Below are 22,395 nucleotides of genomic sequence, written 5' to 3' on the forward strand. Positions count from 1 at the left end.
CGACCGCAACACCCGTTCCCAGCATGCGGACAGTTATGGTCGTGACCTGGACAAACGCGGGGTTCGCTGCCAATCTCCCGCCATGTACACAGCCCCTCGTGTCCTGCGCCGTGCGGCAGCCGCCGTCACCGTAGCCCTGCTCGCCACCGCCGTCGGCTGCGCTCCGCAGCCGGAGGAGAAGGCGTCGGCCTCCCCCTCCGGCTCGGCCGCGAAGAGCTGCGCCAAGGGCAAGCTGGCCACCAAGACGTCCGGAAAGCTGACGATCGCGACGGACGAACCGGCGTACGAGCCCTGGTTCAAGGACGACAAGCCCGCGAACGGCAAGGGCTTCGAGTCGGCGGTCGCCTACGCCGTGGCCCGGCAGCTGGGTTACGGCCAGAGCGCGGTCGTATGGCAGAGCGTGCCGTTCAACAAGGCGTTCGCGCCCGGCGAGAAGACCTTCGACTTCGACATCAACCAGGTGTCGATCAGCGCCGAGCGCAAGAAGGCCGTCGACTTCTCCTCGGGCTACTACGACGTGCGCCAGGCCGTCATCGCGCTGAAGGGCAGCAAGGCCGCGAAGGCGACGAGCATCGCGGACCTGAAGGGCCTCAAGCTGGGCGCCCAGGTGGGCACGACGAGCCTCGACTACATCAGCGACGTGGTGAAGCCGTCGCAGCAGGCGGCCGCGTACTCCAAGAACGACCAGGCTGTCTCCGCGCTCAGGAACGGTCAGGTGGACGCGATCGTCGCCGATCTGCCGACCGCCTTCTACGTCACCTCCGCCCAGGTCACCAACGCCGAGATCGTCGGCCAGTTCGAGAACAAGGGCGGTACGCCCGAGCAGTTCGGGCTCGTCCTCGACAAGGGCAGCGGCCTCACGTCGTGCGTGACGTCGGCCGTGGACGCCCTGCGCAAGGACGGCACGCTGGCGAAGCTGGAGCAGCAGTGGCTGTCCGACGCCGTCGACGCTCCGGTGCTCAAGTGACGGTCACGAAGGAGGAGTCCGGGGAGGACTCCGGCGAGCACGACATGCGCGACGGGTACGTCCCGTCCGAGCGGCGACTGGAGCGCGAACGCCACAAGCGCGCGCGTGCCCGCCGCGCGACGGCGATCGCGGCCCTCTCGACCCTGGTCACCGGCGTCGTCCTCTACCTGGTCGTCGTCGACGCGCCCGGCTGGCCGCGCACCAAGGAGACCTTCTTCGACGGGCAGTACGCGCGCGAGGCCTTGCCCAAGGTCCTCGAAGGGCTGTGGCTCAACGTCCGGCTGCTGCTGATCTGCGGCGTGCTGGTACTCGTCCTCGGCATGCTGATCGCCATCGCGCGCACCCTGCCCGGGCCCGTGTTCTTTCCCCTGCGGGTGCTGGCGGCCGCGTACACGGACTTCTTCCGCGGTCTGCCACTGATCATCAACCTGATGATCGTGGTCTTCGGGGTGCCCGCGCTGCGCCTGCAGGGCGTGACCGTCGATCCCGTCCTGCTCGGTGGTACGGCGCTGACACTGACCTACTCCGCTTATGTCGCCGAGGTGTTCCGCGCCGGCATCGAGTCCGTGCACCCCTCGCAGCGCGCGGCGGCCCGCTCGCTGGGCCTGACCAATCGTCAGGCACTGCGGTACGTGGTGCTCCCCCAGGCGGTACGGCGTCAGGTGCCGCCCCTGCTGAACGACCTCGTGTCCCTCCAGAAGGACACCGGGCTCGTGTCGATCGGCGGCGCGGTCGACGCCGTGCGGGCGGCCGACATCATCGCCCAGCGCAGCCTCAACTACACGCCGTACATCGTCGCGGGCCTGGTCTTCGTCGCACTGACCATTCCGATGACCCGGTTCACGGACTGGGTGACGGCCCGGATGGACCGGCAGCGGGCCCAGGGAGGATCGCTATGAGCGACGCAGTCGCGCCCGTGCTGCGCATGGAGTCCGTCCGCAAGACCTTCGGCGGCTCCGTCGTGCTGCGCGACGTCGGTCTGGAGGTCGCCCCGCACACGGTGACCGCGCTGATCGGCGCCTCCGGCTCGGGCAAGTCCACGCTGCTGCGCTGCGCCAACCTCCTGGAGGAGATCGACGACGGTGCGATCTGGCTGGACGGCGAGGAGATCACCGATCCCCGTGTCGACCAGGACGCGGTGCGGCGCCGGATCGGCGTGGTCTTCCAGGCGTACAACCTCTTCCCGCACATGACCGTGCTGGACAACATCACGCTGGCGCCCCGCCGGGTGCACGGCGTCTCCCGCGCGGAGGCCGAGGAACGGGCCAGGGAGTTGCTGGAGCGCCTGGGACTGGGCGCCAAGGCGGACGCCTATCCGGACCGGCTCAGCGGCGGCCAGCAGCAGCGTGTGGCGATCGTGCGGGCGCTTGCCGTACGGCCCCGGCTGTTGCTGCTGGACGAGATCACGGCGGCGCTCGATCCCGAACTCGTGGGCGAGGTGCTGGAGGTGGTCCGGGATCTCAAGGAGGACGGCATGACCATGGTGCTGGCGACGCACGAGATGGGCTTCGCGCGGGACGTCGCCGACCAGGTTTGTTTTCTGGACGGGGGCGTCGTGCTGGAGCGCGGCACCGCCGAGCAGGTCTTCGGCGACCCGCAGCAGGAGCGCACGCGGCGCTTCCTGCGGCGGATCGTGGAGGCGGGCCGGCTGTAGCTACGCCTCGGCCTGGGCCGCGCCCACCAGGGCGGCAACCCGCTCCACACCGAAGACGTAGCCCTGCACTCCGCATCCGGCGATCACGCCGTCGGCGCGCAGCGAGACATAGGAGTGGTGCCGGAACGATTCGCGCTGGTGGATGTTGGAGATGTGCACCTCCAGCACGGGCATGCCGTCGCAGGTGTTGAGTGCGTCCAGAATCGCGACCGACGTGTGGGAGTAGGCGCCGGGGTTGATGACGATCCCGCAGTGGTTCAGGCGCGCCTCGTGGATCCAGTCGACCAGCTGACCCTCGTGGTTGGACTGCCGGAAGTCCACGGTGCCGCCGTGCGCGGCCGCGGCCTTGGCACACATCGCCTCGATGTCGGCCAGGGTGTCCCTGCCGTAGATCTCGGGCTGGCGCTGGCCGAGCAGGTTCAGGTTGGGCCCGTTGAGGATCATGATCGGGGCGTTGGCCAGGGTGCGGGGCACGTTTCCTCCGGTCCGTTCGGGGCGGTACGTCGACGACCGCCGCTCGCACCCGGTCTATCACGGTGACCGCAGCGCATGGCGGGCCATGTGCGCCGGAGGCCCCGGCGGCGCACGCCACGGTCGCCCGATCGCCTCCGCGCGCCCCGTAACTGTTGATCACGGTGGGTGGTTGACGCGGCATGCAGCCTGTACGTGCCGTGAGCGCCCCTTCGATGCCGAGACTCGCCGCCGCGTCCCTGGCGGGGACCGCGATCGAGTTCTACGACTTCTTCGTCTACGGGACCGCGGCGGCCCTGGTCCTGGGGCCGCTGTTCTTCCCGACGTTCTCGCCGGTCGCGGGGACGCTGGCGGCGTTCGTGACGTTCGGGGTGGGGTTCGTCGCCCGGCCGCTGGGTTCGGTGGTGTTCGGGCATCTCGGCGACCGGCACGGGCGGCGGCCGGTGCTCGTCGCCTCTCTGCTGCTCACGGGCGCCTCGACCGTCGCGGTGGGCTGCGTGCCGTCGTACGGGACGATCGGCGTCGCCGCGCCCCTGTTTCTGCTCGTGCTGCGCTTCCTGCAGGGTCTCGGGCTGGGCGGGGAGTGGGGTGGAGCGGTGCTGCTGACCGCCGAGCACGCGCCAGCCGCGCGACGCGCGCTGTGGTCGAGCTTCCCTCAAGTAGGGCCTGCGGTCGGCTTCGTGCTCGCCAACGGGGTGATGCTCGCGCTGTCGGCGGCCCTGCCCGAGGCGGAGTTCGCGCAGTGGGGATGGCGCGTGCCGTTCTGGGTCGCCGGTGCGCCGGCGCTCGCCGGCCTGTGGTTGCGCTCCTCGCTCGCCGAGAGCCCCCGGTTCCTGGAAGTCGACGACCACGCGCGCGTGCCGCTCGTCGAGGTCGTACGGCATCACGGGCGGCTGGTGCTGCTGACGGCCGGCGCGCTGGCCATCGGGTACGCGGTGTTCTACGCGGTGACGACCTGGTCGCTGGCGTATGCGACGGAGCGGCTCGGGGTGAGCCGGACGGTGATGCTGACCTGTGTCATGGCCGCGGTGGTGGTGAAAGGGACCCTCACGCCCTTGGTGGCGCTGCTCGGCGACCGCTATGGGCGGCGCCCGATGTGTCTGACGGGGTGCGCCGCCTGCGTCGTGTGGATGCTTCCGATGGTGGCGCTGCTGGCCACCGGCCGGCCCCTGTTGATGTTCCTGGGCATCCTGGGCGCACTGATCGCCTTTGTCACCATGTTCGCGGTCATCGCCGCCTACCTGCCGGAACTGTACGAGGCGCGGGTGCGCTGCACGGGCGCCGCGGTGGGCTACAACCTCGGCGGGGTTGTCGGCGGCGCGCTCACCCCGATCGTGGCCACGGCGCTCGCGGAGCAGAGCGGGCGGGTGCCCTGGGCCGTGGGCGTGTATCTGACGGGCATCGGGCTGATCAGCCTGGTGTGCTTCACGCTGCTTCCGGAGACGCGGCCGGTGCCCGTGCCGGCGGTGGAGCCGGCGACGGGCTGACCGGCCCGGACCCGGGACGTCGGCGACCGGCCACGGGCCTCCCGTGGAGGGACCGGGCGGGTGGGCGCGCGGGCGCGCTACGGGCTGATGGCCAGCTCCAGGTAGGCCGCGAAGAGCACCAGGTGGACACCGCCCTGCAGGGGCGTGGCCCGTCCCGGCACCACGGTCAGGGAACTCACCACGATGGTCAGTGCGAGCAGCACCATGTGTGTCGAACCGAGGCCGAGGACGAGCGGTCCGGACAGCCAGATCGAGGCGAGGGCGACGGCCGGGATGGTCAGGCCGATGCTGGCCATGGCCGAGCCGAGTGCGAGGTTGAGGCTGGTCTGCACCCGGTCGCGGCGTGCGGCGCGCAGCCCGGCGATCGTCTCCGGCAACAGCACGAGCAGGGCGATGATCACACCGACGACGGCCTGGTGCAGTCCGGCCGCCGCCACGCCCGACTCGATGGTGGGCGACACACCCTTGGCCAGGCCGACCACGCCGATCAAGGCGAGGGCGAGCAGGCCGAGGCTGTTCCGGGCGGTCCGCGCGGACGGGGGCCGGGCGTGGTCGTCGGCGGTGATGACCTCGCCCTGCCGGGTGATCGGCAGGAAGTAGTCGCGGTGGCGCACGGTCTGGGTGGCCACGAACAGTCCGTACAGGATCAGCGAGGACAGCGCGGCGAAGGTCAGCTGCACCGAGGAGAACTCGGGTCCGGGCTTGCTGGTGGTGAAGGTCGGCAGCACCAGGCTGAGCGTGGCGAGCGTCGCCACGGTCGCCAGGGCGGCGCCGGTGCCCTCGGGGTTGAAGACCGCGGTGCCGTGCCGCAGGGAGGCGACGAGCAGACAGAGCCCGACGACGCCGTTGCAGGTGATCATCACGGCGGCGAAGACGGTGTCCCTGGCCAGGGTGGAACTCTTGGCGCCCCCGTCCGCCATGAGGGTGACGATCAGGGCCACCTCGATGATCGTGACGGCGACGGCGAGCACCAGGGAGCCGAAGGGCTCGCCGACGCGGTGGGCGATGACCTCGGCGTGGTGGACGGCCGCCAGGACGGAGCCGGCGAGGACCAGGGTCACCAGGGCGACGACCGCGCCCGGCAGGTTGCGGCCCCAGGTGAAGACCAGGAGGACGACGGCGAAGACGGGCACGAGGGTCGTCCATTGCCGGGTGAGCGCCTGGAGCCGAGTGATCATGTGGCGATGGTCGCAGAGACGTACATGGTTCGCATTCCGCTCTTTTCCGATGTTTCTCCTCTCCTTTCCAATACCTCTCGTCCCTTCCCCCGCGGGGCTCGCCCCTCCCCCGGCGGGGCCCGGCCCCGGCGGGAGCGGGTGTCTGCTTCGCGCGCCCGCTCCCGCCCTGGCCGTACCTGCCGCAGGCTCGGTCAGGCGTCGACGCTGTCCTTGGCAGCGGCTTCGCCGGCTGCGTGCGCGGCCTCGACGGAGGCCTGCTTCCTGGTGGCCATCAGGCTGGTGATGGTCGTGACGACCAGGACCGCGCAGATCACGCCGAGCGAGACCGGGATGCTGATCTCGGGGACGTGGACGCCGGACTCGTGCAGGGCGTGCAGCACCAGCTTGACGCCGATGAAGCCGAGGATGACCGACAGGCCGTACGAGAGGTGGACCAGCTTCTTCAGCAGGCCGCCGATGAGGAAGTACAGCTGTCGCAGGCCCATGAGGGCGAAGGCGTTGGCGGTGAAGACGATGTACGGGTCCTGGGTCAGACCGAAGATCGCGGGGATGGAGTCCAGGGCGAACAGGACGTCCGTGGTGCCGATGGCGAGCATCACGACCAGCATCGGGGTCATGACCCGCTTGCCGTTCTGCCGTATCCACAGCTTGGTGCCGTGATATCGGTCGGCCACACCGAACTTGCGCTCCGCGGCCTTCAGCAGCTTGTTCTCCTCATACTCCTCATCCTCCTCGTCCACGCGGGCCTCCTGGACGAGCTTCCAGGCGGTCCAGATCAGGAAGGCACCGAAGAGGAAGAAGACCCAGGAGAAGCTACCGATGATCGCGGCTCCCGCGGCGATGAAGACGGCCCGCAGGACCAGCGCTATGAGCACGCCGACGAGCAGAACACGCTGCTGGTACTGCGCGGGCACCGCGAACTTCGCCATGATCAGGACGAAGACGAAGAGGTTGTCGACACTCAGTGACTTCTCGGTGATGAATCCCGCGAAGAACTCGCCGGCCGGCTGTCCGCCGCCGAAGACGAGAAGGCCGAGGCCGAACAGCCCGGCCAGGGCGATCCAGACGCCGGTCCAGATTCCGGCTTCCTTGATCGACACCTCATGGGGCTTGCGCCCGATGAAGAAGTCGACCGCGATCAGGGCGGCAAGGCCCGCGATGGTCAGGACCCACAGGGTCATGGAGACTTCCACTGCACCTCCGGCATTAGTAACGGCAAGCACGTCAGCGTCGTCGCTGCCGGAGGTCTCTTCCACCCGCGTCGGGCCGGCGCCCCGGGACCGGAACCGGTCCGTACTGACGGGTGCGCCGCAGTCAGGGAGTACTCCCCTCCGTACGGAAGACGGTACCCAATCACCAAGGAAAGGTAAAGGAAAAAGTAAAAGAAAGACCAAAATCCCTGGTCGAAGGCCTTTAACTGCGCTTGGTCATGGCCCTGGCCACCTCGGTGAGCACCTGATGCACGACCTGGCTCCCGGCCGGCACCAGCGACGGCTCGTACGTCCAGGCGTGCCCCACCCAGGGGTCGGCGAAGTGGTCGTCGGGCACCGGAGTGAGTCGCATCAGCGAACGCCACAGCGGATCGAGCAGGGGGCCGTAGGCGGCGGCGTCCTCGCGATCCGCCACCAGCAGGAGGTGGACCCCGACGTCGGGCCCCTCGTCGGCCAGATAGCGCAGCCGGGTCACCGCCCGCTCGTCGAAACCGTGCGGGAAGTCGTTGACGATCAGCAGCTGACGCGCGGTGTCGACATCGGCCGGCAGCGATTCGGGCGCGCCGCCACGCACCGCCATCTGCACCAGGTCGACTCGCCGGGTGAGCCGCTCCAGCATCTCCGTCACCCCTGCCGCGCCGGTCGCGGGAGGCGAGACCAGCACGCCGGTCCGCGTGAGCGGGGCGAACGCCGCGGCCCCGGTGCCGGCCGGGTCGATGATCCGTACGGCGAAGTCCCCCGGCGGATGCACGGCGAGCAGCCGCGCCACGAGCGCCACCGCCGCTTCCATGGCCAGGTGCCGCAGCTCGGTGGAGTCCGGGAAACCGCCGGGTGCCGCCGCCGGGCCGCTGTCGAGCCACAGGCCGCGCTCCAGCGGGAGCCTGACGAGCAGAGGGATGCGCAGCGGCACGCTCTCGGGGAGATGGAGGTCGCCGAGGCGCAGGGCCATCGGCGGCTCGGCGGGCACGCGGTAGCCGTGCCAGACGGGGTTGTCCCAGCAGGCGTAGGCGGGCGGAAGCGCGGGTTCGACCACCTCGGACTCGGCCGTGAGCTGGCCGAGGTCACGGTCGAGGACCGCACGCGCCTGGTCCACCAGCTGAATCCGGCGGGTGTGGGCCGCCTCGCGCGCGGCGTCGCCCGCGGTGCCGAGACGGCCGCGGGGGTCGGTGAGGGCCTGGTCGAGTTCCTTCTCCAGGCGGGAGTCGGCGAAGTCGACGGCGCTGCGGTACGCGGCGGTCGTGCGGGCCAGGTCCTCGAACATGCCCCAGACCTGGTTGTACAGCCGCTCCTCCATCGACCAGCCCACGGCGTCGCCCGCAACGGGCTGCGCGGGCCGGCCGTCGGCGGCCGGAGCCACCGGAGGCGGTGTGTCGTGCGGGCGACGGCCCGGGTGCGTGTAGTCGACAGGGGTGCCGGGGCCTCGGGGGGCTGTGCCGCCGGATGCCTGCGTGTCGTACGGCCCGGCAGTCGGCGTGACGCGCGCGGCGGAGGCGGACGCGTCGTGTGGCAGGGCAGAGGTGTCCTGCGGCGCGCGAGCCGAAGTCCCGTGCGCTGATGGTGCGGAGGCCGGAGTCGACAGCGCGCGGGACGGGCCGTGGGCGGCCGCGTCGCCAGGGGCTGTCGCGGCATGGGCGGCGGCCGCGACGTCGGCGGCCTCGCGCAGGCCCTGGTCGGCGAGGAGCGCGGTGAGCCCGGCCGCGTAACCCTGGCCCACCGCACGTACCTTCCAGGCGCCCTGTCTGCGGTACAGCTCCAGAGCGAGCACGGCCGTCTCGCTGTCCAGCCCGGTGAGGGTGTAGCAGACGAGTTCGGTGCCGTCGGGGCCCTCGACCGTCGTGTGCGGGGCGGCGACGGCACCGAACCGGAGCGGTCTTCCGGCCTCGGTGGGCAGAGCGAGGAAGACGCTGACGCGGTGGACGGCTTCGGGGAGGGCGCCCAGATCGACGGCGAGCCGGTGCCTGGTGGCGGCGTGCCGGGGCACCTCGACGCCGGGCAGGGCGGGGCCGCCGGGGTGGGCCACCCACTGGGCGCCGTGGACCGTGCCGTTCTCGTCGCCGAGTGTGGCGCCGGCCAGGACCGGCGCCCCGGCCGAGATCCGGATCGCCAGCCGGCCCTGGGACAGCGGGTGGTTCTGCCCCCGCACCAGCTCGGCCGTCATCGCCGTCGCCCCCTGTGTCGTTGTCGTCCTGTCCTGCGCTCCGCCGGTCGAGCGGGCGGGCCTAAAGGTGCTTCTGGATCTCCGGCATCAGGTCCTGGAACGTACGGCCGTAGGCCGCGGCGCCCAGGGCGGTCATCGTCCAGCTGGCGCCCGCGCGGTGCACCTTCGCCATGATCTGGGCGGTGTAGTCGCCGCCGCCGTCCAGCGTGTAGCGGGCCAGTTCCTGGCCGTTGGTCTCGTCCACGAGACGGCAGAACGCGTTCTGCACCTCCTGGAAGGTCTGGCCCGTGAAGGAGTTCACGGTGAAGACGATCTGGTCGATGTGGACCGGAACGCGCTGCAGGTCCACGAGGATCGCCTCGTCGTCACCGCCCTGTCCGGCGCCGCCGACGAGGTTGTCGCCGGTGTGGCGGACGGAACCGTCGTCGCTCACCAGGTGGCGGAAGAAGACGACATCGACCGGCTGGCCCTCGGCGAAGAGGACGGCCGACGCGTCCAGGTCGATCTCGCGCGTGCGGGACCCGAACAGACCGCGCCGCTTCGCCGCCTGCCAGCCGAGCCCCATACGGACCGCGGTGAGGGTGCCCCCGTCCTTCTTCTCCAGGCTGATGGCCTGACCCTTGCTCAAGTTGACGGACACCGCTGAATCCCCTCTCGAAGGTCCCCTGTTGCCGCGCAGTGCGCGGTTGTCCAGAACCCTACGCAGGGGCACCGACAGTGCCGAACCCCGGCCCGCGCTTTGTGTCGGTGTTGCAACACTTCGCGCATATACCGAGGTCCGGCAGGGTCGCGGGGCTCAGGCGAGACCGGCCTCCCGCATCTGGCGCAGTTCCTTCTTCATCTCCGAGACCTCGTCACGCAGCCGGGCCGCGATCTCGAACTGCAGCTCCGCGGCAGCGGCGCGCATCCGCTCGGTCATCTCCTCGATCTGCTCGGCGAGTTCGGCCGCCGGGCGGTCGGTGGGAACCGTGGCCGCCGCCTTGCCCTTGGCGGCCTTGCCAGCCTTCGCGGTCTTGGTCGCCTTGTCGCCGAGCGCCGGGACGGGTGCCTTGGCGCCCTTGCCGTCCTTGGACTTGCGGTAGCCGGTGCCGAGCAGCTGCTCGGTGTCGACCTCCTCGCGGGCGATCTGCGCGACGATGTCGTTGATCTTCTTGCGCAGCGGCTGCGGGTCGATGCCGTTGGCCTTGTTGTAGGCGATCTGCTTCTCCCGGCGGCGGTTGGTCTCCTCGATGGCCTTCTCCATCGCCGGGGTGATCTTGTCGGCGTACATGTGGACCTGGCCGGAGACGTTGCGCGCCGCGCGGCCGATGGTCTGGATCAGCGAGGTGCCCGAGCGCAGGAAGCCCTCCTTGTCGGCGTCCAGGATCGCCACGAGGGACACCTCGGGCAGGTCGAGGCCCTCCCGCAGGAGGTTGATGCCGACCAGGACGTCGTACTCACCGGAGCGCAGTTCGCGCAGCAGCTCGACGCGGCGCAGGGTGTCGACGTCGCTGTGCAGATAGCGCACCTGGATGCCGAGCTCCAGGAAGTAGTCGGTGAGGTCCTCGGCCATCTTCTTGGTGAGCGTGGTGACGAGGACACGCTCGTTTTTCTCTGTGCGCTTGCGGATCTCGTGCACCAGGTCGTCGATCTGGCCCTCGGTGGGCTTGACCACGACCTCCGGGTCCACCAGACCGGTGGGGCGGATGATCTGCTCCACGACGCCGTCCCCGCGGGACAGCTCGTAGGTGCCCGGGGTCGCGGACAGATAGACGGTCTGCCCGATGCGCTCCTGGAACTCCTCCCACTTCAGGGGGCGGTTGTCCAGCGCGGAGGGCAGGCGGAAGCCGTGCTCGACCAAGGTCCGCTTGCGGGAGGCGTCGCCCTCGTACATGGCGCCGATCTGCGGGACGGTGACGTGCGACTCGTCGATGACGAGCAGGAAGTCGTCCGGGAAGTAGTCCAGCAGGGTGTTGGGCGGGGAGCCTGGCGAGCGGCCGTCGAAGTGCATCGAGTAGTTCTCCACGCCGGAGCAGGTGCCGATCTGGCGGAGCATCTCGATGTCGTACGTGGTGCGCATCCGCAGGCGCTGGGCCTCCAGGAGCTTGCCCTGCTTCTCCAGCTCGGCCAGGCGCTCCCCCAGCTCCTTCTCGATGTCGTTGACGGCTCGCTCCATGCGCTCGGGGCCGGCGACGTAGTGAGAGGCGGGGAAGACGTACAGCTGCTGGTCGTCGCTGATGATCTCGCCCGTGAGGGGGTGGAGCGTGGAGAGTGCCTCGATCTCGTCGCCGAACATCTCGATGCGGACGGCCAGCTCCTCGTAGACCGGGAAGATCTCGATGGTGTCGCCGCGGACCCGGAAGGTGCCGCGGGTGAAGGCCATGTCGTTGCGCGTGTACTGAATGTCGACGAAGCGGCGCAGCAGCTCGTCCCGGTCGATCTCGTCGCCGACCCTGAGGGGGACCATCCGGTCCACGTACTCCTGCGGAGTACCGAGACCGTAGATGCAGGACACCGAGGCGACCACGATGACGTCGCGGCGGGTGAGCAGCGAGTTCGTCGCCGAGTGGCGCAGCCGCTCGACCTCCTCGTTGATCGAGGAGTCCTTCTCGATGTACGTGTCGGACTGCGGGACGTAGGCCTCGGGCTGGTAGTAGTCGTAGTACGAGACGAAGTACTCGACCGCGTTGTTGGGCAGGAGCTCGCGGAACTCGTTGGCCAGCTGGGCGGCCAGCGTCTTGTTCGGCGCCATCACGAGCGTGGGGCGCTGGAGCTTCTCGATCATCCACGCCGTGGTGGCGGACTTGCCGGTGCCGGTCGCGCCCAGCAGGACGACGTCCTTCTCACCGGCCTGGATGCGCTTGGCGAGGTCGGCGATGGCCGTCGGCTGGTCGCCGCTGGGCTGGTAGGGGCTGACGACCTCGAAGGGCGCCACCGTGCGTTCGATCTGGGAAACGGGCCGCATGCCATCCACCGTACGACCCCGCACTGACAACGGGTCCGGATCAGCGGTTCTGCGGGGTCCGGGACACGTGGTGCTCGGGCCGGTACTCCTCGTGGAGGGCGGGACCGCGGTGCGGGTGGGAGGCGACGGCGGAGGCGGGGACGCCCGGTTTGTGCTCGACGGGCCTGGGGACGGGTCGGCCCGTGATCATCAGAGGGTCGAAGACCACCAGGATGCCAGCGAGGAGCAGGAAGGCGAGCGGGCCGATCAGCATGGGCGCGAGCACGGACGGCTCCGGGGCGCCTCCGCCGGTGCGGGAGATGCCGTCGAGGTGGACGCCGAGGGCGGCCATGCCCGTGTAGTGCATGCCGCTGACCGCGAGCCCCATCACGAGGCTCGCCCCCACGCTCCACATGAAGCCCCGGACACGTCCGGCTGCCCACAGCGCGGCGGTGGCCGCCACGACCGCTATGACGACGGAGGCGGCGACGGTGAACGTGTTGTAGGTGAACCGCCCGTGGAAGTGCACGCCGGCCATGCCGAGGTAGTGCATCGAGGCGACGCCCAGACCGGTGATCGTGCCACCGGTGAACAGCGCGGTGCCGGTGGCGCCCCGGTAGCCGACGATGAAGATCCCGACACCGACCATCACGATGGCGAGACCGAGGCTCGCGTAGGTGATCGGCTTGTCGTAGTGGATCGACGTCTCCTTGATGGCGAAGCCCATCATGGCGACGAAGTGCATGGTCCAGATGCCGGAGCCGATCGCGGCCGAGCCGAGGGCCAGCCAGGCGGGCCGCCGCGAGTGCGTGACCAGCAGGGACCGGGTGGTGCAGCGCAGGCCGAGGGCGCCGCCGAGGCAGGCCATCAGGTAGGCCACCAATGGAGTGACGGCCCCGTAGCTGAATCCGTCGACCGTGCCTTGCATCCGCGGCTGCCCTTCCGCCCTGTTGCGTCCCGGAATCGTTGAAATGTTCCCCCGGCCCAGGACCGCCGGGGCGGTCAGGGTTGTCGCAGAGAGTATGACCCCCACCGGAATGGTCGAACGATGTTCCGGCAAAGAAACACGGCCTTGCCGCAGTTGTGCGGCACCGGTGTGCGGACTTGGGACATACCCGTTCCGTCTGTGGGCATCGTGCGCTCGGGTGCTGGTGACCGTCTGCTGTCAGTCTGGTAGCTGTCCGTGTTCGCTCGAAGCGAGGAGTCTGCATGCACGCGCGCGTAGTTGCCGCCACGGTCGCCGCGATCCTGGGGACGGCGGCCCCGCTGAACCCCGGCTCCAACGCCCGGGCCGGCGGCGTCGGCGAGCCCACGGTGATCGCCCACCGGGGTGCCTCCGGCTACGCTCCCGAGAACACGCTGGCCTCGATCGACAAGGCCGCGCAGCTGGGCTTCTCCTGGGTCGAGAACGACGTCCAGCGCACCAAGGACGGCGAACTGGTCGTCATCCACGACGACAGCCTGCAGCGCACCACGAACGTCGAGCAGGTGTTCCCGGGCCGGGCGCCGTGGAAGGTGAAGGACTTCACCGCGGCCGAGATCGCCCGGCTGGACGCGGGCAGCTGGTACTCCCCCGCCTACGCGGGCACGCGCGTGCCGACGCTGGATCAGTACATGCGCCGGGTCGAGCGCAACCACGAGAAGCTTCTCCTGGAGATCAAGAACCCGGGGCTGTATCCGGGCATCGAGCAGCAGACCCTGAAGCTGCTCGGCAACGAGGGCTGGCTGGACCACAAGCACCTGGACCGGCTGATCGTGCAGAGTTTCAGTGCCGACAGCATCCGGACCGTGCACGAGCTGAAGCCCGCGGTCACCACCGGCTATCTCGGCTCGCCCACCGTGGCGCGGCTGCACCAGTACGCGGGCTTCACCGATCTCGTCAACCCGTCGTACGGCTCGCTCTCCAAGGGGTATGTCGCGGCCGTGCACGCCTTCGACGGGCCGCACGGCAGGCCGCTCGAGGTGTTCGCCTGGACGGTGAACGACGCGGCGACGGCGCGCAAGGTCGCGGGCTACGACGTGGACGGGATCATCACCAACAAGCCCGACGTGGTGCGGGCGGCGCTCGGCTCGGACTGAGTGCGGCGGGCATTGTCAGTGGCGGGCCGTACCGTGAGCGCATGGACACCCATGGGCAGGATGAGCAGCAGGTCGTGTGGGCCGTGGTGGGCACGGACATCGGGCCGCTGATGCTGGCGGCCACGCGTGACGGCCTGGTCAACGTCGTCTTCCACGCCACGGACGCGGTGCGCGACCGCGCCCTGGAGCGGCTGGCGGCCCGGCTGGGCGCGGCTCCCGTGGAGGATCCCGACTCGCCGCTGCTGGCGGAGGCGATACGCCAACTGCGTGCCTACTTCGAGGGCGAGCGGCACGACTTCGACCTGCCGTTGGACTGGTCGCTGATCTCGGGCTTCAACCGGCAGGTGCTGCGCGAGCTGGCCTCCGGTGTGCCGTACGGCACGGTGGTGGGGTACGGCGATCTCGCCGGGCGGGTCGGGCAGCCGGGCGGGGCGCAGGCGGTCGGCGCGGCCATGGGTGCCAATCCACTGCCGGTTGTCGTGCCCTGTCACCGGGTGGTGGAGAGCGACGGAGGGATCGGCGGCTTCGGGGGCGGCCTGGAGACCAAGCGGCAGCTGCTCGCCTTGGAGGGAGTGCTGCCCGAGCCGCTGTTCTGACCGGCCCCGGCCTTCGTCCCCGATCGGCCCCGGCCATCGGTGTCCGACCGGTCTCGGCTACTCGTCGTAGTGACGGGCCTCGAAGACGTTGCCGTCGGGATCGCGGAAGTAGAAACTGCGCGTGGCGTTGCCGCGGGCGCCGGAGAGGTCGTGGTCGATGCCCGACAGGGCGACGCCGTGTTCCTGCAGGCGGGCGCGGAGGGCGTCGAAGGCGTCGCCCGGCAGGGAGAGGCAGATGTGGTTGACGGGGTGGCCGGCGCTCTCGGCCGCACCGGGCAGCATGTTCATGCGGGCGGCCATGGTGAGCGGGGCGAGGTCGAGGATGGTCTCCTCGTTGACGCGTACGGAGGGGAAGGCCACCTCGCCCTCGGCGAACTCGGCGACCCTGATCGGTTCGAGACCGACGGCGTCCTGGTAGAAGCCGGCCGCGGCCACGGGATCGGCCACCCACAGGACGGCGTGGTCGAGACGCGTGCTGTTCCTGGTCATGCGCCCAGGCTGGTGGCCTCCCGCGCGGTCCGCAAGGGCGACAGGCCGTGAGCGTTTAACGGCGGCCGGAGCCCGCCAGAGATGAGGAAAGGCCGGCGGACAGGAGGCGGTACGTGGTGCTGGTGGTGTCGGAAGAAGTCCGGGAAGCGATCGACGCACGGCGGCCGGTGGTGGCCCTGGAGTCCACGATCATCGCGCACGGTCTGCCCCGCCCGCGCAACCTGCAGGTGGCGCTGGAACTGGAGGACACGGTGCGCCGGGAGGGCGCCGTACCGGCGACCATCGCCGTGCTCCACGGTCGTGCCCATGTCGGCCTGGACAAGGAGCAGCTGGAGCGGGTCGCGAACGAGGACGGCATCCGCAAGCTCGGCCACCGCGATCTGCCGCTCGCCGTGGCGAGCGGTGCGAGTGGGGCGACCACGGTGTCGGCGACGGCACAGCTGGCCGCGCTCGCGGGCCTTCGGGTGTTCGCCACCGGCGGGCTGGGCGGTGTGCACCGGGAATGGACGGTGACCCAGGACGAGTCGGCCGACCTGGGCCTGCTGGCCCGCACCCGGATCACGGTGGTCTGCGCGGGCGTGAAGTCGATCCTGGACGTGCCGGCGACCCTGCAGCGGCTGGAGACGCTGGGCGTGGCCGTCGCCGGGTACGGCACGGACCGGTTCCCCGGCTTCTACCTGTCCGACTCGGGGCATCCGGTCGACTGGACGCTGGAGACCCCGGCGCAGGTCGCGGACGTCATGCGGGCCCAGGACGCGCTCGACGCGCCGCCGTCGGCGCTGATCGTCGCCCAGCCCGTGCCCGAGGCGGAGCAGCTCGATCCCGAGCTGCACGCGCGCGTACTCGCCGACGGCCTGCGCGCCTGCGCGGACCAGGGCATCTCCGGTCCGGCGGTGACCCCGTTCCTGCTGGACTACCTGGTCCGGCACACCGACGGGGCCTCCCTGAGCGCCAACCTGGCGGCCGTCCGCGGCAACGTACGACTGGCGGCGCGGATCGCCACGGCGTGGACCAGGGGATGACCCCGGGCCGGGACGGGGCACTGCTGGTCGTCGGGGACGTGGTCACCGATGTGGTCGCCCGGCACCAGGGGCCGCTCGCGGCCGGCACCGACACCGCCGCGGCGATCCGCACGCTGCCGGGCGGCGCGGGCGCGAACGTGGCCTGCTGGGCCGCGCACTCGGGCTGTGCGGACGTACGGCTGCTCGGGCGGGTGGGCGCGGACGCGGCCGCCTGGCACGAGCGTGAGCTGGTCGCCGCCGGAGTGCGGCCCCGGCTGGTGGTCGATCCGACAGCGGCGACCGGGACGGTGATCTGCCTCGTCGATGCGGGTGCGGCGGCCGAGCGTACGTTCCTCACGGACAGCGGAGCGTCCTTGCGGCTCGAACCCGCCGACTGGTCGGACGCGCTGCTCGACGGCGTCGGCCGGCTGCACCTGTCGGGCTATCTGCTGTTCACGGAGCCGAGCCGGGAGCTCGCGCGGACGGCGCTCGCGGCGGCACGCGCGCGTGGCGTGCCGGTCAGCCTGGATCCGGCGTCGGCCGGCTTCCTGATGCGGCTCGGGGTGGACCGCTTCCTGGCCTTCGCGGAGGAGCTGGACGTGTTGCTGCCCAGCCGGGACGAGGCATGCCTGCTGACGGGGCTGCCGGATCCGGCGGACGCGGCAGCCAAGTTGAGCCGTCTCGTTCCGCTGGTGGTCGCCAAGGCGGGTGCGGACGGTGCGCTGGTGGCCCGCTCCGGCAGCGCACCGACCAAGGTCCCGGCCGTGCAGGCGGTCGCCCGGGACACCACGGGCGCCGGCGACGCCTTCACCGGTGCGTTCCTCGCCGCCCTGCTGGCGGGCGCGGACCCGGAGGAGGCGGCGGCACGCGGCTGCCGGGCGGGTGCGGAGGCGGTCGAACGGGTGGGTGCCCGACCGCGGTGTCCCGGCCGCGACGGCTAGCCGCCCCCCGGCGTTATGTGGACACCGGCGGCGCGGGCCCGGCCCGCGCCGTGTACGCCGCGGCCGGGGCGGCCGGGATCCGCGCCGAACCCGGCCGGGGCGGCTGGGATCCGCGCGTACCGAGGCGCGCGCCCCCAGGCCTTCTTCCCTCTAGTCCTTCCTCCCCCACGCCGAGATCATCGGCGCGGTGGCCAGGTCCATGCCGCCGGACTCGACGTTGGCCAGGTGCTGGTCGACGTCCTCGTCGGTGGCGAGCCCCGCGGTGACCAGCCGGTCCCGGATCTGACGGACCGTCGCGGCCTCAAGGGCGGTGCAGGCAGGTGACGTCACCGGGAAGAACGCATCGGCCTCCACCCCGTTCAATCCGGCTTCGCGGAGCAGACGCGGGAGTTTGCGGCCGTACGACAGATCCGCGCCACGTTCGGCGAGCAGCTTGCGGAAGCCGTGCCGCAGGCGGTTGGCGAGCCGCTGCTCGGGGCCGTACTCGTCGGGACAGATCAGTGGCTGGAGAGCGGGATCGGCATCCTCGATCAGCAGCATCCCGCCGGGCCGCAAGGCCTGAATCATGGACCGCAAGGCCCTTTCCCGGTCCGGCACATGGACGAGGACGAGCCGGGCGTGGACCAGGTCGAAGCCCTCACCCGGCGGTTCCTCGGCACCCACGTCGTGGACGCGGACCACCACCGGCGGGCGGGCCGCGGCGGCGAGCCGCGAGGTGTCGATGTCGGTGGCGACGACCTGCCCGGAGGGGCCCACCTTCCCGGCCAGCCAGGACACCACGGAGGTGCCGCCGGCGCCGACTTCCCAGCAGCGCCAGCCGAGCCCGATGCCGAACGCCTCGATGTGCCGGAAGGTCGTCGGGTCGAAGAGGGCGGCGAAGGCGTCGAAGCGCTCCGCGGCCTCGTTCTGCCGGTTGTCGAGGAGGTACCCGTCGGATGAGGTCATGCCACGATCCTCCCAGTCACCCGGCTTTGACCGGTCGGCCGACGCCCCGACCGGGGACGGACCGGGCCGAGGTGGCCGCGGCATCGATACTCCGTCCACAGCCGGGAACCAAGCGGAACATCACGTTCCCACAGGCTTACCCACGCTTTGCGCTTGGCTGGCAGACTTGCCGGGCAAGGCGCGAAAAGCGTTGCGTGAGGAGATCCAGGCAAGGAGATCCAGATGTCCATGGCGGGGAATCTGCGGAAGGTCACGGGGCTGGGCAGGGTCGGCGGCCTGCGCAAGGTGGCGCGGCTGACCCGGCGACGGCCGCGCGTGGACCTGAGCCATCCCGCCCGGTCACCGCTGGGCTCCTCGGTGGTCAACTGTGTGACGTACCAGGACGGCGTGCGAGTGCCGCAGTGCACGGACCTGGTGGAGGCCGTGCGGATGGTGCGCAAGACGGGCGAGGGGTTCGTCTGGCTCGGACTGCACGAGCCGACGGACCGTGAGTTCGCGGGCATCGCCGAGCTGTTCGACCTGCACCCCCTGGCGGTGGAGGACGCGGTCGAGGCTCATCAGCGTCCGAAGCTGGAGCACTACGGCGACACGCTCTTCGCGGTGTTCAAGACGGTCTGCTACGTGGAGCACGAACAACTGACGGCGACCAGCGAGGTGGTCAACACCGGCGAGATCATGGTGTTCGTCGGTGAGGACTTCGTCATCACGGTGCGGCACGGCCGGCACGGCTCACTGGGCCCGCTGCGCGAGGAGCTGGAAGCGCATCCCTATCAGCTCGCCAAGGGGCCGGCGGCGGTGCTGCATGCGATCGCCGACCATGTCGTCGACGACTATCTGAACGTCACGGACGCGGTGCAGGCCGACATCGACCAGGTCGAGACCGAGGTGTTCTCGGAGAACGGCGCACGGCTCGACCCCGGCCGCATCTACCAGATGAAGCGCGAACTGCTGGAGCTGAAGCGGGCGGTGGTGCCGCTCGGCCGCCCGGTGGAGGACCTTGCCACCCGGCCCATACGGGTCGTCGCCCCGGAGATACAGGCGTACTTCCGGGACGTGCTCGACCACCTGATACGGGCCAAGGAACAGATCGCCGCCTTCGACGAACTGCTCAACTCGATTCTGCAGGCCCACCTCGCGCAGGTGACCGTCGCACAGAACGAGGACATGCGGAAGATCACGGCCTGGGCCGCGGTGATCGCTGTGCCGACGATGGTGTGCGGGGTGTACGGCATGAACTTCGACCACATGCCGGAGCTGCACTGGCGGTTCGGCTATCCGCTGGTCATGGCCGTCATGGCGACGGCGTGTCTGGTGCTGTACCGGGGCTTCAGGCGCAACGGCTGGCTCTGAGCCGCGGGGCCGCGCTGCCGGGCCGCCCGGATCAGCCGCTCCAGGCGGGACGGCGCGGGTCGTCGGCGCGTACGAGGACGTCCGCCGTGCCCGCGGGGTCGGTCTCGGACTCGTAGCGCTCGAAGGCGGGGAGCGTCCAGTGCTCGGTCTCGGGGGTGCGACGGCGCAGGGCACCCGGGGAGAGGAGGAGGTGCACGGTCAGGTCGAAGGGGAACCAGTGCCGCAGCAGAAGGGGGCCGTGCAGCAACAGGACCCCTCCTGGCGGGAGCTGGACATACGGGCTGCGGGTGGCCCGGTCGGTGGCCGGATCCCACAGGTCGGGCAGGACGCGCCCGCTGCCGCCGGGGTCGAGGGGGCCGAAGACCTCGCGCCACAGGGCGCCGGTGTCGAACCAGCCACCGTAGTACGACTCCGCGTCGCGCCGCCCGTGTTCCAGGCGCAGCGAGGCCGGGCGCAGGAACCCCTCGGCGCCGACCACCAGTGAGGGCCGGCCGCGCACCCGCAGCGCCTCCCCGACCCGTTCGGCGAGGTCGCCGGGCCGGGCGGCCGGGGCCCCGTCGAAGCCGACACGCGGCCAGGCGCTCCCGTCGGCCGGCTCCAGCCCGGCCAGCCGATCGGCGAGCCGCTCCGCGAGCCGCTCCCAGGTGATCGCTTCGAGTCGCACACGGCCCATGATGCCGGGTGCCGGAAGGTGAGGTGACAGTGCCTGCCGGTCACGGGCCCGACGCTGACCGGCGTCGGGGGCGCCGGGTCGGTTGCGGTGTTCGGACGCTCGACGGGCCGCCAGCAGGTTCGGGAGATGGATCTCGCTCCAGGTGCGCGCCGCGTCGAGGAAGGGGGATCAGTGTGCGGCCGAGCCGGGCGAGGGCGTGATGCTCACGCCCGCCGGGCACCTCGGGCGCAGCGGACGCGGATGGGGCGGTACCGCGTCGGCGGGCAGGGACTGCCCGGTGTCGAGAGGGTGACGGCGGGGCTGAGCCGTGGCTGTCGTACGCCCTCGCGGTGGCGAGGGCGGCCGAAATCCAGGCCCTGGCGCGGCAACTTGTCCGGGTGTCGGCGTTCGACTCCCGGAGCGGGAAGGAGGAGGACATCCGGAAGGAGGCAGAGGCGGCAAAGAGGCAGAGGCGGCAAAGGTGAAGAAGGAGAAGGCAGAGTAGACAAGGCGTGAGAGGCGCGGGCGGCGGCGGGGAAAGTACCGCGTATGGCGCTTCCCTCAACTCCCCGCTCCCCCGGTCGGCTTGTCGTCGTCCAGGCGCAGAAGCCCAAGCGGTGCGCCACGTGCCGGCGCGGACCGCTGTCGCTGCTCGTGCTGGAGGACGGGGCACCGCGCTGCCTGCACTGCGCGGACCTCGGACACCTGGTGTTCCTGCCGCGCGGGGACACCGCGCTGACCCGCAGGTCGAGGGGGGAGAGCGGGCTGTCGGTCGTCGTGGTGCGGTTCAACCGGCGCAAGAGCCGTTACGAGCGGCAGGGCGTGCTCGTGGAGGAGGCGGCGCTGGCCCGGGCCGAGGCCCGCTGCCTGGCGGACGCGGAGGCGCGGCGCAGGCGGCGGGCGCGGGACGCACGGCGCCGGGCGGCGGAGGACGCACAGTTCACGGCGGCTTTCGCGGCCGAGATCCTGCGGCTCTTTCCCGGCTGCCCTGCCGACCGAGCGCGGGCCATCGCGGCGCACGCGTCCGTGCGCGGCAGTGGGCGGGTCGGGCGCAGCGCGGCCGGGCGCGCGCTGTCGGAGGGAGCGGTTGTCTCGGCGGTCGTGGCGGCCGTACGGCATGTGGACACGCCGTACGACCAGCTGCTGATGAGCGGGGTGTCCCGGTACGAGGCACGACGCCGGATCGCCCCGGCCGTGGAGAGCGTGCTGCGGGCCTGGCAGGGCGCGGGGGCGGAGGTTGGCTGAGAGGGATGGGGAGGGGTGGGGAGGGGGTGGGGTGGGGAGGGGGAGGGGGAGGGGGGAGAGGGAGGGGGGACGGAGACGCTCGCGCATCTCGTCGCGTTTCTCGGCCATGGTCGGCGCCCGTTCCTGGGCATTCACTGGGGATGATGGTGGTGCCGGGCAGGTACCGGGCGGAACGAGACGGGATGGGGGCGTGGAGATGATCGACGGGCCGTTCTTCGTGCTGGTCGTGGCGGGGATTCTCGGCACCGGGCTGATGGCCGGGGCCTTCTGCGCGTTCTCGACCTTTGTGATGCGGGGGCTCGCGGCGCTGCCGCCGGCGCAGGGCGTCGCGGCGATGAACGCGATCAATGTCGCCGCGGTCCGTCCCGCCTTCATGACGGTGTTCACCGGTTCGGCGGTGCTGAGCGCGGTGATCGCGGTGGTGACGTTCGTGGTGTGGCCGGACGAGGGGAGGCTCGAACTGCTACTGGGCAGCGCGCTGTACCTCTGCGGATCGTTCGGGCTGACGATCGTCGCCAACGTCCCGCGCAACGAAAGGCTGGCCCAGCTGCCCCCGGGCGCGCCGGAGGCCTCCGTGTACTGGCCGGCGTATGTGCGCGAGTGGACGTTCTGGAACCACGTCCGCACCGTCGCCTCGGCAGCGGCCGCCCTGGTCTACGTACTGGCCCTCACCTGATCCCGGTACGGCCGCTGGCCTGACCCGCTCCTGACAAGCCACGGTGCCCCTGGCCTGGTCATGCCCGGCCGCCCCCCGACCCACCTGCGGCAGGCCCCTGACCGCTCCCCGATCGCACCCTCCCCCTCCCTGACCGCTCCCTGGCTGCACCATGGCCCCTTCCCTGACCACTCCGCGACCGCTCCCCGACTGTGCCATGATCCCTCCCTGGCCACGCCGTGATCAGTCCCTGACCGCCCCCCGACCCGTCCCCGAACACTCCCTGACGACTCCCTGACGACTCCCTGACGACTCCGCTCCTGATCATCCACTGACCAGCCGCTGACCAGCCACGACCAGCCGCTGATCAACACCTGAGGGCCCTGGGCAGGA

At 71.0% G+C, this 22,395-nt stretch carries 21 protein-coding genes; 11 read left to right on the forward strand and 10 right to left on the reverse strand.

Annotated features, from left to right (window positions below):
- The first annotated feature begins 82 nt into the window (after window positions 1–82).
- From ACIBJF_RS03405 to ACIBJF_RS03415, 3 genes are read left to right on the forward strand one after another with little or no spacing between them, the layout of a single operon-like run.
- Complete coding sequence (locus tag ACIBJF_RS03405; protein ID WP_399171970.1) at window positions 83–967, forward strand: ABC transporter substrate-binding protein; 885 nt, start codon at window positions 83–85, stop codon at window positions 965–967.
- On the forward strand, window positions 964–1,866 hold the full coding sequence (locus tag ACIBJF_RS03410; RefSeq protein WP_399171971.1) for an amino acid ABC transporter permease: 903 nt from the start codon (window positions 964–966) through the stop codon (window positions 1,864–1,866). Before ACIBJF_RS03405 ends, ACIBJF_RS03410 begins: the two co-directional genes overlap by 4 nt.
- On the forward strand, window positions 1,863–2,621 hold the full coding sequence (locus tag ACIBJF_RS03415; protein ID WP_399171972.1) for an amino acid ABC transporter ATP-binding protein: 759 nt from the start codon (window positions 1,863–1,865) through the stop codon (window positions 2,619–2,621). Before ACIBJF_RS03410 ends, ACIBJF_RS03415 begins: the two co-directional genes overlap by 4 nt.
- Here the strand turns inward: ACIBJF_RS03415 and aroQ are convergent, their stop codons facing one another.
- Entirely contained in the window at window positions 2,622–3,095 is a 474-nt protein-coding gene (gene aroQ, locus ACIBJF_RS03420; RefSeq protein ID WP_365722309.1) for a type II 3-dehydroquinate dehydratase, read from the reverse strand. It abuts the gene before it with no gap.
- A gap of 212 nt (window positions 3,096–3,307) precedes the next feature.
- Here aroQ and ACIBJF_RS03425 point away from each other — a divergent pair, with 212 nt between their 5' ends.
- Window positions 3,308–4,579 carry an MFS transporter gene (locus tag ACIBJF_RS03425; protein WP_399172127.1) on the forward strand — a complete coding sequence of 424 codons (1,272 nt, stop codon included), beginning with the start codon at window positions 3,308–3,310 and terminating at the stop codon, window positions 4,577–4,579.
- Between the two features lie 77 nt (window positions 4,580–4,656).
- Here the strand turns inward: ACIBJF_RS03425 and ACIBJF_RS03430 are convergent, their stop codons facing one another.
- The 6 genes from ACIBJF_RS03430 to ACIBJF_RS03455 all read right to left on the reverse strand — a co-directional run bounded on the left by ACIBJF_RS03430 (window position 4,657) and on the right by ACIBJF_RS03455 (window position 12,977).
- Entirely contained in the window at window positions 4,657–5,757 is a 1,101-nt protein-coding gene (locus tag ACIBJF_RS03430) for a calcium:proton antiporter (RefSeq protein WP_399171973.1), read from the reverse strand.
- A gap of 191 nt (window positions 5,758–5,948) precedes the next feature.
- A complete protein-coding gene (locus ACIBJF_RS03435; RefSeq protein WP_399171974.1) occupies window positions 5,949–6,950 on the reverse strand; it encodes a TerC family protein in 1,002 nt (333 codons plus the stop codon).
- Between the two features lie 220 nt (window positions 6,951–7,170).
- Window positions 7,171–9,126 (reverse strand): TerD family protein, encoded by a 1,956-nt coding sequence (locus ACIBJF_RS03440; RefSeq protein WP_399171975.1) that lies wholly within the window; start codon window positions 9,124–9,126, stop codon window positions 7,171–7,173.
- A gap of 61 nt (window positions 9,127–9,187) precedes the next feature.
- Window positions 9,188–9,766: a TerD family protein gene (locus ACIBJF_RS03445; RefSeq protein WP_399171976.1), complete on the reverse strand. Its 579-nt coding sequence runs from the start codon at window positions 9,764–9,766 to the stop codon at window positions 9,188–9,190.
- A 156-nt stretch (window positions 9,767–9,922) separates the two neighbouring features.
- Window positions 9,923–12,070 (reverse strand): excinuclease ABC subunit UvrB, encoded by a 2,148-nt coding sequence (gene uvrB, locus ACIBJF_RS03450; protein WP_399171977.1) that lies wholly within the window; start codon window positions 12,068–12,070, stop codon window positions 9,923–9,925.
- Between the two features lie 40 nt (window positions 12,071–12,110).
- Window positions 12,111–12,977, reverse strand: coding sequence for an MHYT domain-containing protein (locus ACIBJF_RS03455; protein WP_399171978.1), 867 nt, complete (start codon window positions 12,975–12,977; stop codon window positions 12,111–12,113).
- Between the two features lie 281 nt (window positions 12,978–13,258).
- Between ACIBJF_RS03455 and ACIBJF_RS03460 the strand changes: the two genes are divergently transcribed.
- Together ACIBJF_RS03460 and ACIBJF_RS03465 are read left to right on the forward strand one after the other, a co-directional pair.
- On the forward strand, window positions 13,259–14,128 hold the full coding sequence (locus tag ACIBJF_RS03460) for a glycerophosphodiester phosphodiesterase (RefSeq protein ID WP_399171979.1): 870 nt from the start codon (window positions 13,259–13,261) through the stop codon (window positions 14,126–14,128).
- A gap of 41 nt (window positions 14,129–14,169) precedes the next feature.
- Entirely contained in the window at window positions 14,170–14,724 is a 555-nt protein-coding gene (locus ACIBJF_RS03465) for a methylated-DNA--[protein]-cysteine S-methyltransferase (RefSeq protein ID WP_399171980.1), read from the forward strand.
- A gap of 57 nt (window positions 14,725–14,781) precedes the next feature.
- Here ACIBJF_RS03465 and ACIBJF_RS03470 read toward each other — a convergent pair whose 3' ends face one another.
- Window positions 14,782–15,213 (reverse strand): VOC family protein, encoded by a 432-nt coding sequence (locus ACIBJF_RS03470; RefSeq protein WP_399171981.1) that lies wholly within the window; start codon window positions 15,211–15,213, stop codon window positions 14,782–14,784.
- Between the two features lie 113 nt (window positions 15,214–15,326).
- Here ACIBJF_RS03470 and ACIBJF_RS03475 point away from each other — a divergent pair, with 113 nt between their 5' ends.
- Window positions 15,327–16,235 carry a pseudouridine-5'-phosphate glycosidase gene (locus tag ACIBJF_RS03475; RefSeq protein WP_399171982.1) on the forward strand — a complete coding sequence of 303 codons (909 nt, stop codon included), beginning with the start codon at window positions 15,327–15,329 and terminating at the stop codon, window positions 16,233–16,235.
- Window positions 16,232–17,155, forward strand: a complete 924-nt coding sequence (locus ACIBJF_RS03480; RefSeq protein WP_399172128.1) for a carbohydrate kinase family protein — start codon at window positions 16,232–16,234, stop codon at window positions 17,153–17,155. The genes ACIBJF_RS03475 and ACIBJF_RS03480 overlap by 4 nt, the downstream gene beginning before the upstream one ends.
- Window positions 17,156–17,305: 150 nt before the next feature.
- On the opposite strand, the gene ACIBJF_RS03485 is transcribed toward ACIBJF_RS03480, so the two are convergent.
- Window positions 17,306–18,100, reverse strand: a complete 795-nt coding sequence (locus ACIBJF_RS03485) for a class I SAM-dependent methyltransferase (protein WP_399171983.1) — start codon at window positions 18,098–18,100, stop codon at window positions 17,306–17,308.
- A gap of 222 nt (window positions 18,101–18,322) precedes the next feature.
- Here ACIBJF_RS03485 and corA point away from each other — a divergent pair, with 222 nt between their 5' ends.
- Complete coding sequence (gene corA, locus ACIBJF_RS03490; RefSeq protein ID WP_399171984.1) at window positions 18,323–19,450, forward strand: magnesium/cobalt transporter CorA; 1,128 nt, start codon at window positions 18,323–18,325, stop codon at window positions 19,448–19,450.
- Between the two features lie 31 nt (window positions 19,451–19,481).
- On the opposite strand, the gene ACIBJF_RS03495 is transcribed toward corA, so the two are convergent.
- Entirely contained in the window at window positions 19,482–20,114 is a 633-nt protein-coding gene (locus ACIBJF_RS03495) for a uridine kinase (RefSeq protein WP_399171985.1), read from the reverse strand.
- Between the two features lie 537 nt (window positions 20,115–20,651).
- Between ACIBJF_RS03495 and ACIBJF_RS03500 the strand changes: the two genes are divergently transcribed.
- Together ACIBJF_RS03500 and ACIBJF_RS03505 are read left to right on the forward strand one after the other, a co-directional pair.
- Complete coding sequence (locus ACIBJF_RS03500) at window positions 20,652–21,347, forward strand: DUF2293 domain-containing protein (protein WP_399171986.1); 696 nt, start codon at window positions 20,652–20,654, stop codon at window positions 21,345–21,347.
- Between the two features lie 196 nt (window positions 21,348–21,543).
- Window positions 21,544–22,023, forward strand: coding sequence for a DUF1772 domain-containing protein (locus ACIBJF_RS03505; protein WP_399172130.1), 480 nt, complete (start codon window positions 21,544–21,546; stop codon window positions 22,021–22,023).
- Window positions 22,024–22,395 lie beyond the last annotated feature (372 nt).

Origin of the sequence: Streptomyces sp. NPDC050743, assembly GCF_044456925.1 — a bacterium.
In the GTDB taxonomy this organism is placed as follows: Bacteria; Actinomycetota; Actinomycetes; order Streptomycetales; family Streptomycetaceae; genus Streptomyces.

Excerpts from the sequence above, each read along its gene's own strand:
- ACIBJF_RS03405 (WP_399171970.1), top strand. The coding sequence starts at position 83 with ATGTACACAGCCCCTCGTGTCCTGCGCCGTGCGGCAGCCGCCGTCACC.
- ACIBJF_RS03415 (WP_399171972.1), top strand. The coding sequence starts at position 1,863 with ATGAGCGACGCAGTCGCGCCCGTGCTGCGCATGGAGTCCGTCCGCAAG.
- ACIBJF_RS03425 (WP_399172127.1), top strand. The coding sequence starts at position 3,308 with ATGCCGAGACTCGCCGCCGCGTCCCTGGCGGGGACCGCGATCGAGTTC.
- ACIBJF_RS03430 (WP_399171973.1), bottom strand. The coding sequence starts at position 5,757 with ATGATCACTCGGCTCCAGGCGCTCACCCGGCAATGGACGACCCTCGTG.
- ACIBJF_RS03440 (WP_399171975.1), bottom strand. The coding sequence starts at position 9,126 with ATGACGGCCGAGCTGGTGCGGGGGCAGAACCACCCGCTGTCCCAGGGC.
- uvrB (WP_399171977.1), bottom strand. The coding sequence starts at position 12,070 with ATGCGGCCCGTTTCCCAGATCGAACGCACGGTGGCGCCCTTCGAGGTC.
- ACIBJF_RS03455 (WP_399171978.1), bottom strand. The coding sequence starts at position 12,977 with ATGCAAGGCACGGTCGACGGATTCAGCTACGGGGCCGTCACTCCATTG.
- ACIBJF_RS03460 (WP_399171979.1), top strand. The coding sequence starts at position 13,259 with ATGCACGCGCGCGTAGTTGCCGCCACGGTCGCCGCGATCCTGGGGACG.
- ACIBJF_RS03465 (WP_399171980.1), top strand. The coding sequence starts at position 14,170 with ATGGACACCCATGGGCAGGATGAGCAGCAGGTCGTGTGGGCCGTGGTG.
- ACIBJF_RS03470 (WP_399171981.1), bottom strand. The coding sequence starts at position 15,213 with ATGACCAGGAACAGCACGCGTCTCGACCACGCCGTCCTGTGGGTGGCC.
- ACIBJF_RS03480 (WP_399172128.1), top strand. The coding sequence starts at position 16,232 with ATGACCCCGGGCCGGGACGGGGCACTGCTGGTCGTCGGGGACGTGGTC.
- ACIBJF_RS03485 (WP_399171983.1), bottom strand. The coding sequence starts at position 18,100 with ATGACCTCATCCGACGGGTACCTCCTCGACAACCGGCAGAACGAGGCC.
- corA (WP_399171984.1), top strand. The coding sequence starts at position 18,323 with ATGTCCATGGCGGGGAATCTGCGGAAGGTCACGGGGCTGGGCAGGGTC.
- ACIBJF_RS03500 (WP_399171986.1), top strand. The coding sequence starts at position 20,652 with ATGGCGCTTCCCTCAACTCCCCGCTCCCCCGGTCGGCTTGTCGTCGTC.
- ACIBJF_RS03505 (WP_399172130.1), top strand. The coding sequence starts at position 21,544 with ATGATCGACGGGCCGTTCTTCGTGCTGGTCGTGGCGGGGATTCTCGGC.